Here is a 15,827-nt window from a genome sequence, read left to right on the forward strand (position 1 = left end):
GGGGATTTTATGTCGATGCTGCTTCCTGAGAAAAAACCGCTGTATGAGCTCGCCTTAAGGAAAATGGAAGAATTGATAAAGACAGGGCAGTGGAAGGAAGGGAGTAAGCTTCCTTCTGAGTCACAGCTTGCCAAGCAATTTGGTATTAGTCGAGCTACTTTAAGAGAAGCAATGAGAATTTTAGAGGAGGAAGGACTTATAATAAAACAGCAAGGAGTAGGAACTTTTGTAAAGAGAAAACCCCTTATCAAAAGTGGATTAGAAGAGTTATTTAGTGTTACCACTTTAATTGAAAGGCAAGGGATGGTACCTGGTACAAAAGATTTTACTGTATATAAACTTCCTGCCACCGAAAATGAGGCAAATCATTTAAAATTAAAACCTGGGGATATTATATATAAAGTAGAAAGGGTAAGAACAGCAGATGAGGTCCCTGTTGTATATTGCATAGACAGGTTACCTCAAAGCATTGTAGGAGAATCTTTTACTGGATTTGAACAATCTGTATTTTCTTACCTTGAAAATGAGCACTCTATTACAATAACTTATGCAATTTCTAATATAAGGGTTATAAAGCATGACCCTGTTGTTGAGAAAAAACTGATGATGGACAAAAATGATTCAATACTTCTTTTAGAGCAAGTGCATTACGATGAAAACAATACGCCAATCCTTTATTCTTCTAACTATTTTAATGCTTCTAAATTTGACTTCTATATTATACGCAAAAGAATATTATGAAAGTAGGTGTATAGGGTGGAACATAAAGATTATGAGAAGCTTATCGAGTTAGCAAAAGAAGCAAGGGAGAAGGCCTATGTACCTTACTCCCACTTTAAAGTAGGTGCATGTGTGCTTACTGAAGATGGGAAAACTTATCAAGGTTGCAACATTGAGAATGCTTCTTATGGCCTTACCAATTGTGCAGAAAGAACGGCTCTTTTTAGCGCTTATGCAAATGGAGAGAGAAAATTAAAAGCAATTGCTGTAGTTGCAGATACTGAAGGTCCTGTCTCTCCTTGTGGTGCATGTAGACAAGTAATGATGGAATTGGGTGGAGAGGACATGGTGGTAGTATTGAGCAACATGAAAGGCGATTACGCTGTTGTCACTGTTAAAGATTTATTGCCAGGTGCTTTTACCTCAAAAGATTTAGAGAAATAATATGGACATAAGCTCCTAGAAGAGGTGATAAAATGTTCAAAAGAGTCATACTGATAGTTTTGGATAGCGTAGGAGTAGGAGAATTGCCGGATGCGTATAGGTTTGGAGATGAAGGTTCAAACACTTTAGGTCATGTGACAGAAAAGACAGGTGTTGACCTTCCTAATATGGGGCAATTAGGGTTAGGGAATATAATTCCTCTAAAAAGCGTTCCTGAAAACCCTAACGCTATTGGTGGATATGGCAAAATGGCTGAGAAATCAGCAGGGAAAGATACTACTACAGGCCATTGGGAGATAGCAGGACTCTTTATTAACAAACCATTTCCTACCTATCCCAATGGTTTTCCTGACGAAATTATCAAAGAATTTGAAAAAAGAATTGGAAGAAAAGTTTTGGGGAATAAACCTGCTTCAGGAACAGAAATAATAAAAGAGTTGGGAGAAGAACATGTAAAAACAGGCTTCCCAATAGTTTATACTTCTGCTGATAGTGTATTTCAGGTAGCAGCCCATGAGGATGTCATACCTCCTGTAGAACTTTATAGAATTTGTGAGATTGCCAGGGAAATATTAAAAGGTGACCATGCGGTGGGAAGAGTAATTGCAAGACCTTTTACTGGTTCTTCCGGAAATTTCGTGAGGACAGAAAATAGAAGAGATTTTTCTCTCAAACCTTTTGAACCTACCATACTGGATATGTTAAAAGAAGCTGGATATGAAGTTTTTGCTATAGGAAAAATTGAAGATATTTTTGCTGGGCAAGGAATTACTGGGAAAAATCATACGACAAACAATGACGAAGGTATTACAGCTACTATAAAAGCAATGGATGAAGTTAAAGATGGCTTAATTTTTACAAATTTAGTTGATTTTGATATGCTATATGGTCATAGAAATGATGTTGAAGGGTACGCAAAGGCTCTAAAGAATTTTGATGACAGGCTTCCAGAAATTATGGAAAAACTTACAAAAGAAGATTTGCTCATTATAACTGCTGACCATGGGTGTGACCCTGCTACTGAAAGCACAGACCATTCAAGAGAATATGTTCCATTATTAGTTTATAGTCCTTTAATGAAACATGGAGTTAATTTAGGAGTAAGAAGCACATATGCGGACATTGCTGCTACAATAGCTGAAATATTCGAGGTTGGTTCTACAAAACATGGCACATCCTTCTTGAGGGAATTACCTTTATGACAGGAGGTATAATTTATGCGGATGTATGACCTTATAATGAAAAAGAGAGACGGTGGAGTTCTTACAAAAGAAGAGATTAATTTTATAATCTCTTCTTATACAAAAGATTATATTCCTGATTATCAAATGAGTGCTTTAGCAATGGCTATATATTTTAGAGGAATGACGCCAGAAGAGACTGCACATCTTACTATGGCTATGGCTTACTCTGGCGATGTGATGGATTTGTCAGCTATTAAAGGAATCAAAGTTGATAAACACTCAACGGGTGGGGTGGCTGACACTACTACGCTGGTGCTTGCTCCGATGGTAGCAGCCTGTGGAGCACCTGTTGCAAAAATGTCAGGAAGAGGTTTAGGACATACTGGCGGGACGATAGATAAACTTGAGTCAATACCAGGAATGAGAGTAGAACTCAGTGAAGAGGAGTTTATCGACAATGTAAATAAATATGGGATTGCTATTATTGGGCAGACAAAAAATCTCACTCCTGCTGATAAAAAATTATATGCTTTAAGGGATGTTACTGCAACAGTAGATTCTATTCCTCTTATTGCAAGCTCTATTATGAGTAAAAAGATTGCCGCAGGTGCAGATGGAATAGTATTAGATGTAAAAGTTGGAAGAGGAGCTTTTATGAAAGATTTAGAAAGAGCCAAAGCACTTGCTAAATTGATGGTAGATATAGGTAATTCTGTTGGCAGAAAAACTGTTGCACATGTTACAAATATGGATTACCCACTTGGGCTTGCGATAGGAAATGCTCTTGAGATAGTAGAAGCTATTCACGTTTTGAAAGGTTACGGCTCTAAAGATTTATTGGAAGTATGTATGCTTTTAGGCTCTGATATGCTTCAGATTGCAGGTATTGCAAAAGACGACAAAGAGGCGAGGGTAAAACTAAAAGAAGCACTTGACAGTGGCAAAGCCCTACAAAAATTTAAAGAGTTTATAAAGGCACAAGGTGGAGATGAAAGAGTAGTTGATGATGTATCACTTTTACCACAGGCTAAGTATGTAAGACCTTGGATTGCTGACAGGAATGTATATATAAAAGACTTAATGGCTTTAGAGTTAGGTCTTATAGCGATGAAGTTAGGAGCCGGAAGGGAGAAAAAAGAAGACAAAATAGATTTAGCAGTTGGAATAATGTTAGGGGGAAAAGTTGGAGATATAATTAGGAAGGGAGAACCTATTGCGACGATATATGCCAATGATGAAAGCAAATTAGAGTGGGCTTTTGATGAAATCAAAAAATACATTCTCCTTTCAGATGAGCCTGTAGAAAGGCCGACATTAATATTTGAATAGTATAGTGTGCGATTCTTCCTTGAGAGGAATCGCTTTTTTGTATTAAAGTTTCATCAATTAAAGCCGATAAATATATATTGAGGTTTTCTAAATCCACTTTAGAAGGGGAGAAATGCAAATGGGAAAGACTATTCGTGCTCAACTTATACGTTCATTTGTAATAATAGGAATCCTTATTGCCATTTTAACTTTTACAATTAATGTAGGCCTTATTAATACTATTCAGAATATCGAAAATCTAAGAAAATATGTAGTTAATCAGGTAATCAATGTGTCGAATGCTCAAGTTCAAATTGCAGTGTTAAGCGGTAACATACAGCAAACTTTAAACGATTACATGCATGGAAATGCGACAAATTTTTCTGTAGGAGTACCAATTAGTTCGATAGAGACGTATGTAAGTAATATTCAAAATAGTTTAGATGATTATAAAAACACAAAAAACTATGAACTCCTTAAAAAAAATTTATCAGCTATTAATGAGGGTATTCAAAACTTAAAGAAAGCAGTAAATGAATTACCTGAAAGGTATGACTCTGTTAATGATAGTGATAAAGTAGTAACTATTGGTTATTATTTGAATCACATTCAAAGCAGTTTAAATGATTTTAGTTCTACATATTCTCAAGGTTTTTTGCCATATTTCAATCAAATGATAGAAGACAATAAAAAGAATTTTTACGTATCACTTAGTATAAGTATTGCAATCATAGTAATAATTTTAATTTACACAGCTGTAATTGTGAGGAAGTTAAGGAAGTTTGCAAAACTTATAAATTCCGAAATTGATAAGGCAGTAAAACAATCAGAGGAAGTCATGAATTATGCCGTTGATATAAAAAACAAATCAGAAGAAAATACAACAAATATAACCTCATCAAAACAGGGCTTAGAAGATTTAGTAAATGGGATTAACGTAATTTCCGAAAATGTAAATGAAGTGGCTGATTCTATTACTAAGGTTTCGGAGACTAATGAGAATTTGTCACAAGTTTCTGATAAACTTATGAGAGACATGAATGAAGCAATGATGAAAATCAAAGAAATGGAAGAAAATGCACACAGGCAAGGAGAAGAAGTTAAATCATTGATTGAATCCTTACAAGAAAGTTTGGAAACTTCTAAAAATACTTCAAAACAATTGAATGAGCTAGAAAAAAGAATGGGTGGTATAAAAGATATTCTTTATTCAATATCAGATATAGCTGAGCAGACGAATCTTTTGGCACTTAATGCGGCAATCGAAGCGGCAAGAGCTGGAGAAAACGGAAGAGGTTTTGCAGTTGTGGCAGAAGAAATAAGGAAACTTGCAGCACAATCTACAGAAAGTGTAGAAAGAATAGGAGAAATAATAGAATCTCTTACCCAATTTACGAGGGAAACTGTTGATAATGTTATCAAAAACATCGATACTTCAACAAAAGCATCCATCGAGGTAAATAAAGTATTAGATATTTTTGAACAGACGAAAGAAGGGTTTGATAAAGTTTCTGATATTATTAGTGAAATTTCTGTTGCGGCAGAAGAAACAGCAGTAAGTTCTAACCAAACGCTGCAGGCTATGAAAAATGTGATGACAGCATCACAAAATATATCTGCACAAGTAGAAGAATTGTTGGCTTCTTCTCAGCAACTTTTGGCTGAGATAAATGTAGTAGATGAAAATAATTTGAAAAACCTTGACCACATAAAAGAACAGGTTGAATATACTGAAGAGCAAAAGGCTAATATGCAAAAAATTACGAATATAGTAAAACAGCTGTAGTTATTGACACCAACGGCTATATGGCTTATAATTTACTTAGACAGCGTGCGACTGGTTAAGGCATGAGCTGGTAAGGTAACTAATACCTTGCCAGCTTTTAATTTTTAGAGAGGAGGATTTTTATGAAAAGGATATTTGAGCTTACAATGAAAGACATTGAGAGAATGGACAAAAATACACTCATTGAAACAATCAAAACTTCCGAAGGAAGGACGGTAATGGCAGAGACTATTGTTACAGTTCCACCGCTTATCTATGGGGTATCAAACATGGAGCTTGCAGCGACTTTTGGCAGTGATATGATTACGTTGAATTTTTTTGACTTTCAAAAACCATTTATTTTTGGTATAGACGACATAGAAATAAACTTTTCAGCTGGACCTTCCGAAGTACAAAAAATAGTCGAAATAGCTTCCAAAAACGCAGAGGATTTTGACTATATTAAGAGACTCAAAAAGATAGTTGGAAGGTTTATAGGTGTAAATATAGAACCAGTTCCTGAAGGAGTAAAGCATGTAGAGGGACGAAAATTAAATAGAGAAAATCTTTTAAAAGCTAAAGAGTACGGATTTGATTATATCGTTATAACTGGGAATCCCAATACAGGGGTAAGTGTCAGTACGATAATAAAAGGAATAGAATTAGCAAAAGAGATTTTGGGTGAAAATATGATGATCATTGCTGGGAAAATGCACGGTGCTGGTTCAGGGAACATATATGAAGACAAAATTTTAAAGGATTTTGTAAAAGCAGGTGCTGACTGTGTTTTGATACCAGCGCCTGGTACTGTTCCAGGAATTGATTTAAATCTTGCGAAAAGGCAGATAGATGCAATACATGAAGAAGGGGCATTAGCAATGACTACAATTGGCACCTCACAAGAAGGCTCACAAAAAAGCACAATAGAATTTATCGGGGTTCAATCAAAAATGGCGGGAGCAGACATACAGCATATAGGAGATGCAGGATATGCAGGAGTGGCACTTCCTGAAAACATAATGGCACTTTCTATTGCTATAAGAGGAGTAAGGCATACTTATAGGAGAATGGCATATTCTTTGAATAAGTAATTATGGTTATAAAAAAGGCCTATGATGAAATCATCATAGGCCTTTTTGCACTCTTTTGAATATGTCTTTTAAATTTATAGTGAGGTCATCGAAGATACTCACTTTTATGCTATCATCTTCTGAGTAGGTTTTAACTATTCTGTAACGTCCATCTTCAAGGATAAACACCATAACGACTTTTTGCTCAGGTTCGACTATCCAATATTCCTTTACTCCCGCTTTTTCGTATAGATTAAATTTTTCTACCTTATCTTTTCTTGCAGTAGATGGTGATACAATTTCTACAATTAAGTCAGGAGCTCCTTTACATCCTTCATCATCTAACTTTGATTCGTCACATACGACCACTATATCCGGTTCAACGATAGTCTTTATTTCTTTATCACTTTTTTCATTGCCAGAAGGAAACCTTACACCAAAAGGTGCACTGTATACTCTACAACTTTTATCTTTCAGATATACAGAAAAAGCAGTTAATAGTTCTCTTGAAATTTCTTGGTGAATTCTCGATGGAGGTGTCATCATAAAAGGCTGTCCATTAATTAATTCAATTCTTTCTTCCTCTGGCCACATCAAAAGGTCACCATAAGTATATACCTTATCTTCTTTTGGCAATGGCATTATCAGAAACCTCCAATTTAAATATATTTTTATTATTCCTTAACTTTAATTATAAATTATTTTTCAAATAATTCAATGAAAAACGAGGGTGCGATTTAAAGATATATGTGAAATTATCAATAATTAGTTATTGACAAACTGCAAAATAGATTATATAATATTCGTAAACGAATACTAAATTACGGCGTGTTACTGGAAAAGCAGGCATGAGCCGGTGAAGGTGTTATTACCTTGCCGGCTCTTTTTGTTTAAATGCCTGAAAAATAAAAATAAGGAGGTTTTTATATGAAGTGGTTAGCAAGTGTTCAAAAACTTGGTAAAGCCTTAATGCTTCCAGTTGCTGTGTTACCTGCAGCTGCGTTGCTTTTGAGGCTTGGCGCACCTGATGTTTTCAACATTCCTTTTATTATGCAAGCAGGTGCAGCGGTATTTGACAATTTACCTCTCATCTTTGCTATAGGTATTGCAATAGGTTTTGCTGATGGAGATGGTGTAGCAGCTCTTGCCGCAGCAGTTGGCTATTTTGTACTGACAAAAGGTGCGACAACTATAAACAAAGATATCAACATGGGAGTTTTAGGCGGTATTTTAATGGGTATCATAGCCGGTTATCTGTATAACAAGTATCATGATATTAAACTTCCTGATTTCTTAGGCTTCTTTGGTGGAAAAAGATTTGTGCCTATTGTAACAGCTTTCGCGGCAATTGTGTTAGCTTTTGCAATGGGATATGTATGGCCTCCAATACAGAATGGCATATATGCTGTAGGTGAATGGATAATTGGAGCGGGAGCACTTGGAGTATTTGTATATGGTGTACTCAATAGGCTTTTGATTCCTTTTGGACTTCATCACGTTATAAACAGTCTTGTCTGGTTTGTATCTGGTACTTTTAAAACAGCAGCTGGCAAAGTTGTAACTGGGGATTTAAACAGATTCTTTGCAGGTGACCCAACAGCAGGAACATTTATGGCAGGGTTTTATCCTATTATGATGTTTGGGCTTCCAGCAGCAGCACTGGCTATGTTGGCGGCAGCAAAGCCAAACCAAAGAAAAGCTGTGTCTGGTGTGTTAATAAGTGCAGCTCTTACAGCATTTCTAACAGGTATTACAGAGCCTATTGAATTTTCATTTATGTTCTTGGCGCCAGTACTTTATGTAATACACGCTCTTTTGACAGGTTTATCTCTTGCTATAACTTATGTTCTTGGTATAAAGGATGGCTTTGGCTTTTCAGCTGGTCTCATTGACTATATCTTAAGCTATGGTATAGCTACAAAACCTCTTTTGCTCCTTCTAATAGGTATAATTTATGGTGCAATATACTATGTAATTTTCTACTATATAATAGTGAAATTCAACCTGCCAACTCCTGGCAGATTAGAAGAAGAAGCTGTTGACCAATATGCAGACATGTCAAAATCAGAACTTGGTGATATTGCTGCACAATACGTAGAAGTATTGGGTGGAGCAGAAAACATCCAGTCTTTGGAGGCTTGCATAACAAGGTTGCGCTTGACTGTGAAAGACGATACAATAATAGACGATGATAAACTTAAAAAATTAGGAGCAACAGGTGTTATGAGAATGGGCAAAAATGCATTGCAAGTAATTGTTGGTACAAAAGCTGATTTGATTGCACAAGAAATGAAAAAACACATGAAAAAAGCAGGAGGTAAAATTTAAGGTGAAAATGTTTTAGGCGGCCGTAAACTGGCCGCCATCAAAATTATTTTAAGAAGTTTGAAATATATGGGTATAATAAGATATTATAAAAAATACAGAAAGGGATGGTATACATGTTTAACATATTTAAAAAGAAAAAATACGTAGATATATATTCTCCTATTAATGGCAGATTATTAAAAATTGAAGATGTCCCAGACCCTGTGTTTTCTCAAAAAATGGTAGGAGATGGAGTGGCATTAGAACCTAAAGAAGGTATAGTATATTCACCGGTTAATGGCACTATTATACAATTATTCCCTACAAAACATGCTTTGGGAATAAAAACAGAAGAAGGTTTGGAGGTACTAATTCATATTGGGATGGATACAGTAGAAATGAAAGGAAATGGATTTGAAAGTTTTGTTTCCGAAGGTGAAAAAGTCAAAGTAGGAGATAAGTTGATAAAATTTGATATGGAATTGGTTAAAAAAGAACACCCATTGACATCTCCAATTATTATTACTAATATGGATATAGTGGATAAAATTGTAAAAGAACCTGATGGTGAGGAAGTAAAAGCTGGAAACACAAAGGTTATGAGAGTATACCTCAAGTAAAAAGTGAGGTATTGATTATGTATCGAGTAATAAAAGTTCTTAACAATAACGTGTGTATGGCAAAGGATGATAAAAATGTGGAATGCATAGTTGTGGGAAAAGGTATAGGATTTGGCAAAAGACCGGGTGATATTATTGAAGAAGATAAATTAGAGAAAATATTTTATGTACAAGAGGATGTTAATAAGATTAAATTTTCTGAGTTAATGGAAAAGATAAGAGGAGATGTAATAGGGATTGCAGAAGAAATAATAGCGATGGCAGAAAGAATAAAAAGCAAAAAACTTAATGAGCATATACACATTGCACTTGCTGATCACATTGCCTTTGCGATTGAAAGAATAAATATGGGAATAGAAATAAAAAACCCTTTTAATATAGAAATAAAAGCTTTGTATAAAGATGATTATAATATTGCATTAAAAGCGCTGGAATTGATAAATCAAAGACTTAACATTTCACTTCCTGAGGATGAAGCAGGCTTTATAGCTCTTCACTTGCATGCTGCTTTAGAAAATGCTGGTTTGTCAAACACTTTAAAAAATACTAGATTGGTATCTCAATTAGTGTCAACAATTGAAAACCACCTAGGGAAACATATTGACAGGGATTCGATTGATTATCTAAGGCTTGTAACTCACTTGCGTTTTGCTATTGATAGATTAGAAAAAAATTCACCTGTGGTAAATGAACTTTTAGCCTCTATAAAGAAAAAATTCAAAAAAGCTTATAATATAGCAACACAAGTAGCAAAAGTAATAGAAGATACGTTAGGAAAGAAAGTGCCTGAGGAAGAAATAGGATATATTGCAATACACATTCAGCGATTAATCAATACTATTTAACAAACCCGAACTAAAATTAATTTTAGTTCGGGTTTTGCAATTTTGCATTGTAAAAATTGCAAAATACTATTGACTTTATAAATGGTTACATATAAAATATCTTATATAGAATTTTTGAAGGGGGAAGCTAAATGGCTCTTAAAAAGGGGAAGAAAGTCTATATTGTAGACACTACTTTGAGGGACGGAGAGCAAACTGCTGGTGTTGTATTTGCAAATAACGAAAAAGTCAGAATTGCGCAAATGTTAGATGAAATTGGAATAGATCAATTAGAAGTAGGCATTCCCACAATGGGGGGGGATGAAAAGGAAACAGTTGCAAAAATTGCAAAGCTTGGGTTAAAAGCCAGTATAATGGCATGGAATAGAGCAGTTGTAAAAGACGTTCAGGAATCTTTGGAATGCGGCGTTGATGCTGTTGCAATTTCTGTGTCTACTTCTGATATTCACATTGAGCACAAACTTAAGAAGTCAAGGCAATGGGTTTTGGACAATATGACAGAAGCAGTTAGGTTTGCCAAAAAAGAAGGTGTATATGTTTCTGTCAACGCAGAAGATGCTTCTCGTACGGATATGGATTTTCTTATTGAATTTGCAAAATGCGCAAAACAAGCAGGAGCTGATCGTTTGAGATTTTGCGACACTGTAGGATTTTTAGATCCTTTTAAAACATATGATATGGTCAAGGCAATAAAAGAAGCTGTTGACATTGATATTGAAATGCATACTCATAACGACTTTGGGATGGCTACTGCCAATGCTCTTGCAGGTATGAAAGCAGGGGCAAAGTTTATAGGAGTTACAGTAAACGGCCTTGGCGAAAGAGCCGGAAATGCTGCTTTAGAAGAGGTTGTAATGGCATTAAAGCACGTCTACAAAATAGATTTAGGAATAGATACAACTAGATTTAGGGAAATTTCTGAATACGTTGCTTTGGCCTCAGGAAGACAGTTACCAGCATGGAAAGCTATAGTTGGAACAAATGTCTTTGCCCATGAGTCAGGTATTCATGTAGATGGTGCCCTTAAAAATCCTCACACATATGAAATATTTAATCCTGATGAAGTAGGCCTTGAAAGACAGATTGTGATAGGCAAGCATTCTGGCACTGCGGCTCTTATAAATAAATTTAAAGAATACGGCAGAGTTTTAACAGAAGAAGAAGCAAATCAACTTTTGCCTCATGTCAGAAAATTAGCTATACAGCTTAAGAGGCCGCTTTTTGATAAAGAGCTCATGTACCTTTATGAGGATGTTATCAAAAACAGAGAAAAGGCTATATAAAATTATGTTACAGGAGTGAAGGCAATGAATCTTACACAGAAAATACTATCTTCTCACCTTGTCGAAGGAGAAATGAGAAAAGGTCAAGAAATAGCCATTAAAATTGACCAAACTTTGACTCAAGACTCCACTGGTACCATGGCGTACCTACAATTAGAAGCTCTTGGGATAGACAGAGTAAAAACTGAGCTTTCAGTTGCTTACATTGACCACAATACATTGCAGCAAGGTCCTGAAAACGCAGATGACCACAGATACATCCAGACTGTTGCAGCAAAATACGGCATATATTTTTCAAGGCCGGGAAATGGCATTTGCCATCAAGTGCATCTTGAAAGATTCGGAAGGCCAGGGAAAACTCTTTTAGGTTCTGATAGCCATACGCCAACAGCAGGTGGGTTAGGAATGTTAGCTATAGGTGCAGGAGGCTTAGATGTTGCTTTGGCTATGGCGGGAGAGCCTTACAGGATTATTATGCCTTCCATTGTCAATGTAAGGCTTACTGGGAAACTTAGACCTTGGGTATCGGCAAAGGATGTGATATTGGAGCTTTTAAGAAGACTTACTGTAAAAGGTGGAGTTGGAAAGATTTTTGAATATTCAGGGGATGGGGTAAAAACTCTATCAGTACCCGAAAGAGCTACAATTGCCAACATGGGGGCGGAATTAGGAGCTACTACTTCAATTTTTCCCTCAGATGAAAGGACTTATGAATTTTTAAAAGCCCAAGGAAGAGAAGATGCATTTGTGCCTTTGGCTGCCGATGAAGATGCAGAATACGATGAGGTCATTGAAATAAATCTTGATGAACTAGAACCTTTAGTAGCACTCCCTCACAGCCCTGATAATGTTGTAAAAGTTAAAAACGCAGGAAGGCCAAAAGTTGACCAAGTTGCTATAGGGTCATGCACAAATTCCTCTTATGCTGATTTAATGAAAGTTGCTTCCATATTGAGAGGCAAGGTTATTCCAGAACATGTAAGCCTTGTAATTGCTCCTGGTTCAAGACAAGTTCTTAACATGCTTGCAAAAAATGGTGCACTTTCAGACCTGATATCGGCAGGTGCAAGAATACTCGAAAGTGCTTGTGGACCTTGTATTGGCATGGGTCAAGCTCCCGCAACAGGTGCAATTTCGATTAGAACCTTTAATAGAAACTTTTACGGCAGAAGTGGTACAAAATCGGCATCAGTTTATCTCGTAAGCCCTGAAGTTGCTGCTGCTGCAGCTTTGACAGGGTATTTAATAGATCCGAGAGAGTTAGGGGAAGCACCTGAAGTACCTTATGTGGAGAAATTTGAAATTAATGACAATATGATTATAAAACCGTCAGAGGATAGGGAAAAGGTGGAGATAATAAAAGGACCTAATATAAAGCCATTTCCTCTCAATACACCTCTTTCTGATATAGAAAAGAGGGTGCTAATTAAAGTAGGAGACGATATAACTACAGACCATATAATGCCTTCAAATGCTAAATTGTTACCCTTAAGGTCTAATATCCCTGAGCTTGCTAAACACTGTTTCGAAATAATAGATGAAAACTTTTCCAAAAGAGCGATTGAATGGGGCGGTGGCATAATTGTCGGTGGAAGCAACTATGGACAAGGCTCTAGCCGAGAACATGCGGCATTGGCTCCACTTCAACTGGGAGTAAAGGCTGTCATAGCAAAGTCATTTGCGAGAATACACAAAGCAAACCTTATAAATAGTGGAATTCTTCCTCTTACTTTTGTAGATGAAAAAGATTATGAAGACATTGAGGTTGGGGATGTTTTAAAGATAGAAAATGCGGTAGAACAAGTAAAAAGAGGCGGCAGGATAACAGTGAAAAACCAAACAAAAGGTACAACCTTTGAAGTAGATCTTGAGGTTTCAGATAGAAACAGAGAAGTACTCATAGCAGGCGGTATGATAAATTATGTAAAAAATAAAAATACTAAAAAAACCGGATGATATTCCCGGCAGCCTGTTGACAAAATATCGGGAACCCGTTATTATGAGAAGGGTTCCTTGTTTTTTTAGTGGCATGAACAAAAGAGGAGAATAAAGATGTTATCAAAGGAAGAGGATGCAAGGTATCAAATAGAATTTGTAAGTATAGACCAATTAGTACCAAAAGATCACCTTTTAAGAAAGTGGTTCTTTGTCAATAGTTGGGGTGGGTATCATGATACATGAACTCAGAGCAAAAGGCAAAAGTATTCTTGCAATTTCACGAGAAACAGATCATTCTCGAAACACAATAAGAAAGTATCTCAAAGCGGGGGACATCTCCGAAAGAAAACCTCCTCCCAAGAGAGGTTCAAAACTTGACCCTTACAAAAATACTATTCATGAGTACATTAACATGGGAATATTTAACTGTGAAGTTATCTACGAAAGAATAAAAGAACAAGGTTACACTGGATGAAAAACCATTTTGAGGAACTATATAAGGCCAAAACTTCTTGTTATAGATGAAGTAGGATATTTGCCTTTAGACAGCCTTGGAGCAAATCTCTTTATTTCAGCTTATAAACGCGCGGTATGAGAGAGGGAGCATAATGCTTACAACCAACAAAGGATTTGGGGGATGGGGTGAATTAATGGGAGATCCAGTTCTTGCAACTGCAGTATTGGATAGATTGCTGCACCATGTTCATATAATCAACATAAGAGGTAATAGCTATCGTTTAAAAGATAAGCTAAAGACTGGTCTTTATTACAGTAGCTCAAGCGGTAAGGCTTAAATTAAAAAACGCAGGGTGGGTCAATTGTAATCCGCTATTAATATAAACATGTAGTAATTCTAAAATTTTTTTATTTTTTAAGTAAATCAAGAAGGATTTTTAAAAGTGTTGTAGAATATATATTATAAAGAAACTTATTTATTTTAAATTAGTAAGTTAAACGATTTATAGGATGCTTATAAGTAGATAAAGCCAAACAAAAGAAAATTCGAAGGAAAGGGATCGCTATGGCTTTTAATAGTAAAGTGTCTAAAGAATTAAATAAAGAATTAATTCTATCCTTTATAAAAAAAGAAGGGTTGATTTCTAAAGTTGAAATTTCAAAAATAACGGGGATTAGTTTGCCTTCAGTATCTAAAATAGTGGACGAATTGGTAGATGAAGGTAGGATAATAGAATTTGGAGTTGGGGATTCATCAGGTGGGAGAAGACCTATTTTGTATAAGTTTAATGGTAATTTTAAATATTTTATTGTAGTAATTATCAATAAGACTTATATGAGTATTTATTTAGTGAATTTAGATGGAGATGTTATTGGTGAAGATAAAGTCGTTATAGAAGGTGCAGATGATAACGATGTAATATTTTCTATGACGAGTGGGATAAGCCGAATATTGAACGATTATAATATTTTTATTGGTAAGCTGTCAAATATTTGTATTGCAGCACCGGGCTATTTTGATTATGGGAAAAATAAGTTTTTGATAAGCGGTATACCATCTATAAAGGCTATTGATTTACACGAAAAATTGTGCAAAAAATTTCCAAATATTGAAATTAAATTTGTAAATGAGATCCATATGAAAGTTCTTGGTGAGTGGACAAGAATAAAAAATAAATCTGAGATGAAAAGGATTGTTGTAATAGATATTGATAGAGATTTGAGAGAGGATGCTTGTTTTGCGATTATAGATAATGGGAATATTTTGAAGCCAGGCAGAGGATATCTAGGTAAAATTGAGAAGGATATGATAAATATGGCTGATGTTACCGTATTAAAAAAGAGCGGATATGAAGAGGTAGGTAAATTAATTCATGATGCTAGAGTAGGAAAAACTAGGGCTATAACTCTATTTACAAATTTACTAAATTTTTTAGTACAAACAATAAGACATATACTACATTACGTAGATCCGGATTCTATAATTTTTCATGGTTATATAGCTCATCAAGGCTTAATAGAAGCTGTTAAAGCTAAACTCAAAGAAGATGGTTTATTATGTGAGATTGAGAAATCTTTACTTAATGAAAGAGCTACCTTGTACGGATGCATAGAAGAAGTTTTGTCAAATTTATTTAACCAGTATGAAAAGTTTATAGAAATTTATAGTACAGGTTTTTAAAAATAAAAATAGCCGTCAGTAATGAGTTTTAATGCAAAAATTTTAAAAATTGTCGTTTACGTTAGATTTTCAAAGGGATTCCTTATAAATTGCAATTTTCTTGTAGTAAATACTAAAAATAAACAAAACAAAGGAATCCCTTTGGAAATAAATATGGAATCCCTCAATCAGTATGAGTTTTGAGGGTTCCGCAAAAACTCAATAAA

The 15,827-nt window shown here is 35.3% G+C and carries 14 protein-coding genes and 2 pseudogenes; 15 read left to right on the forward strand and 1 reads right to left on the reverse strand.

Features of this window, described 5'->3' with window-relative positions:
* Positions 1 to 15 precede the first annotated feature (15 nt).
* The 6 genes from I4N53_RS02750 to I4N53_RS02775 all read left to right on the forward strand — a co-directional run bounded on the left by I4N53_RS02750 (position 16) and on the right by I4N53_RS02775 (position 6,512).
* The gene (locus tag I4N53_RS02750) at positions 16 to 741 is read left to right on the forward strand and encodes a GntR family transcriptional regulator (RefSeq protein ID WP_028991846.1); all 726 of its coding nucleotides are present in this window, start codon (positions 16 to 18) and stop codon (positions 739 to 741) included.
* Positions 742 to 756: 15 nt separating this feature from the next.
* Positions 757 to 1,164 carry a cytidine deaminase gene (locus I4N53_RS02755; RefSeq protein WP_012994565.1) on the forward strand — a complete coding sequence of 136 codons (408 nt, stop codon included), beginning with the start codon at positions 757 to 759 and terminating at the stop codon, positions 1,162 to 1,164.
* A gap of 32 nt (positions 1,165 to 1,196) precedes the next feature.
* Positions 1,197 to 2,366, forward strand: a complete 1,170-nt coding sequence (locus I4N53_RS02760) for a phosphopentomutase (RefSeq protein ID WP_214495515.1) — start codon at positions 1,197 to 1,199, stop codon at positions 2,364 to 2,366.
* Positions 2,367 to 2,381: 15 nt separating this feature from the next.
* Positions 2,382 to 3,677 carry a pyrimidine-nucleoside phosphorylase gene (locus I4N53_RS02765; RefSeq protein WP_214495516.1) on the forward strand — a complete coding sequence of 432 codons (1,296 nt, stop codon included), beginning with the start codon at positions 2,382 to 2,384 and terminating at the stop codon, positions 3,675 to 3,677.
* Between the two features lie 118 nt (positions 3,678 to 3,795).
* Positions 3,796 to 5,442 (forward strand): methyl-accepting chemotaxis protein, encoded by a 1,647-nt coding sequence (locus I4N53_RS02770; protein ID WP_214495517.1) that lies wholly within the window; start codon positions 3,796 to 3,798, stop codon positions 5,440 to 5,442.
* A gap of 122 nt (positions 5,443 to 5,564) precedes the next feature.
* Positions 5,565 to 6,512, forward strand: coding sequence for a hypothetical protein (locus I4N53_RS02775; protein ID WP_214495518.1), 948 nt, complete (start codon positions 5,565 to 5,567; stop codon positions 6,510 to 6,512).
* 33 nt (positions 6,513 to 6,545) lie between these two features.
* On the opposite strand, the gene I4N53_RS02780 is transcribed toward I4N53_RS02775, so the two are convergent.
* Positions 6,546 to 7,133, reverse strand: a complete 588-nt coding sequence (locus I4N53_RS02780) for a Uma2 family endonuclease (RefSeq protein WP_004402528.1) — start codon at positions 7,131 to 7,133, stop codon at positions 6,546 to 6,548.
* 285 nt (positions 7,134 to 7,418) lie between these two features.
* On the opposite strand from I4N53_RS02780, the gene nagE reads away from it, so the two are divergent.
* The 9 genes and pseudogenes from nagE (at position 7,419) to I4N53_RS02820 (ending at position 15,621) form a co-directional block, all read left to right on the forward strand.
* Positions 7,419 to 8,819: an N-acetylglucosamine-specific PTS transporter subunit IIBC gene (gene nagE / locus I4N53_RS02785; protein WP_214495519.1), complete on the forward strand. Its 1,401-nt coding sequence runs from the start codon at positions 7,419 to 7,421 to the stop codon at positions 8,817 to 8,819.
* A gap of 113 nt (positions 8,820 to 8,932) precedes the next feature.
* The gene (locus tag I4N53_RS02790; protein ID WP_003869252.1) at positions 8,933 to 9,418 is read left to right on the forward strand and encodes a PTS glucose transporter subunit IIA; all 486 of its coding nucleotides are present in this window, start codon (positions 8,933 to 8,935) and stop codon (positions 9,416 to 9,418) included.
* A 17-nt stretch (positions 9,419 to 9,435) separates the two neighbouring features.
* A complete protein-coding gene (gene glcT / locus I4N53_RS02795; protein ID WP_004402524.1) occupies positions 9,436 to 10,263 on the forward strand; it encodes a glucose PTS transporter transcription antiterminator GlcT in 828 nt (275 codons plus the stop codon).
* Between the two features lie 131 nt (positions 10,264 to 10,394).
* Complete coding sequence (gene nifV / locus I4N53_RS02800) at positions 10,395 to 11,546, forward strand: homocitrate synthase (protein WP_214495520.1); 1,152 nt, start codon at positions 10,395 to 10,397, stop codon at positions 11,544 to 11,546.
* Between the two features lie 24 nt (positions 11,547 to 11,570).
* Positions 11,571 to 13,502, forward strand: a complete 1,932-nt coding sequence (locus tag I4N53_RS02805; RefSeq protein ID WP_214495521.1) for an aconitate hydratase — start codon at positions 11,571 to 11,573, stop codon at positions 13,500 to 13,502.
* Between the two features lie 96 nt (positions 13,503 to 13,598).
* Complete coding sequence (locus tag I4N53_RS12295) at positions 13,599 to 13,727, forward strand: hypothetical protein (protein WP_255549664.1); 129 nt, start codon at positions 13,599 to 13,601, stop codon at positions 13,725 to 13,727.
* Positions 13,717 to 13,956: pseudogene (locus I4N53_RS02810) on the forward strand (IS21 family transposase); the annotation flags it as partial. The gene I4N53_RS12295 and the pseudogene I4N53_RS02810, both read left to right, overlap by 11 nt.
* Before the next feature lie 12 nt (positions 13,957 to 13,968).
* Positions 13,969 to 14,278: pseudogene (locus I4N53_RS02815) on the forward strand (ATP-binding protein); the annotation flags it as partial.
* Between the two features lie 227 nt (positions 14,279 to 14,505).
* Positions 14,506 to 15,621, forward strand: coding sequence for a winged helix-turn-helix domain-containing protein (locus I4N53_RS02820; RefSeq protein ID WP_214495522.1), 1,116 nt, complete (start codon positions 14,506 to 14,508; stop codon positions 15,619 to 15,621).
* Positions 15,622 to 15,827: the final 206 nt, after the last annotated feature.

Source organism: Thermoanaerobacter sp. CM-CNRG TB177 (assembly GCF_018588165.1).
Taxonomy (GTDB): Bacteria; Bacillota; Thermoanaerobacteria; order Thermoanaerobacterales; family Thermoanaerobacteraceae; genus Thermoanaerobacter; species Thermoanaerobacter thermocopriae.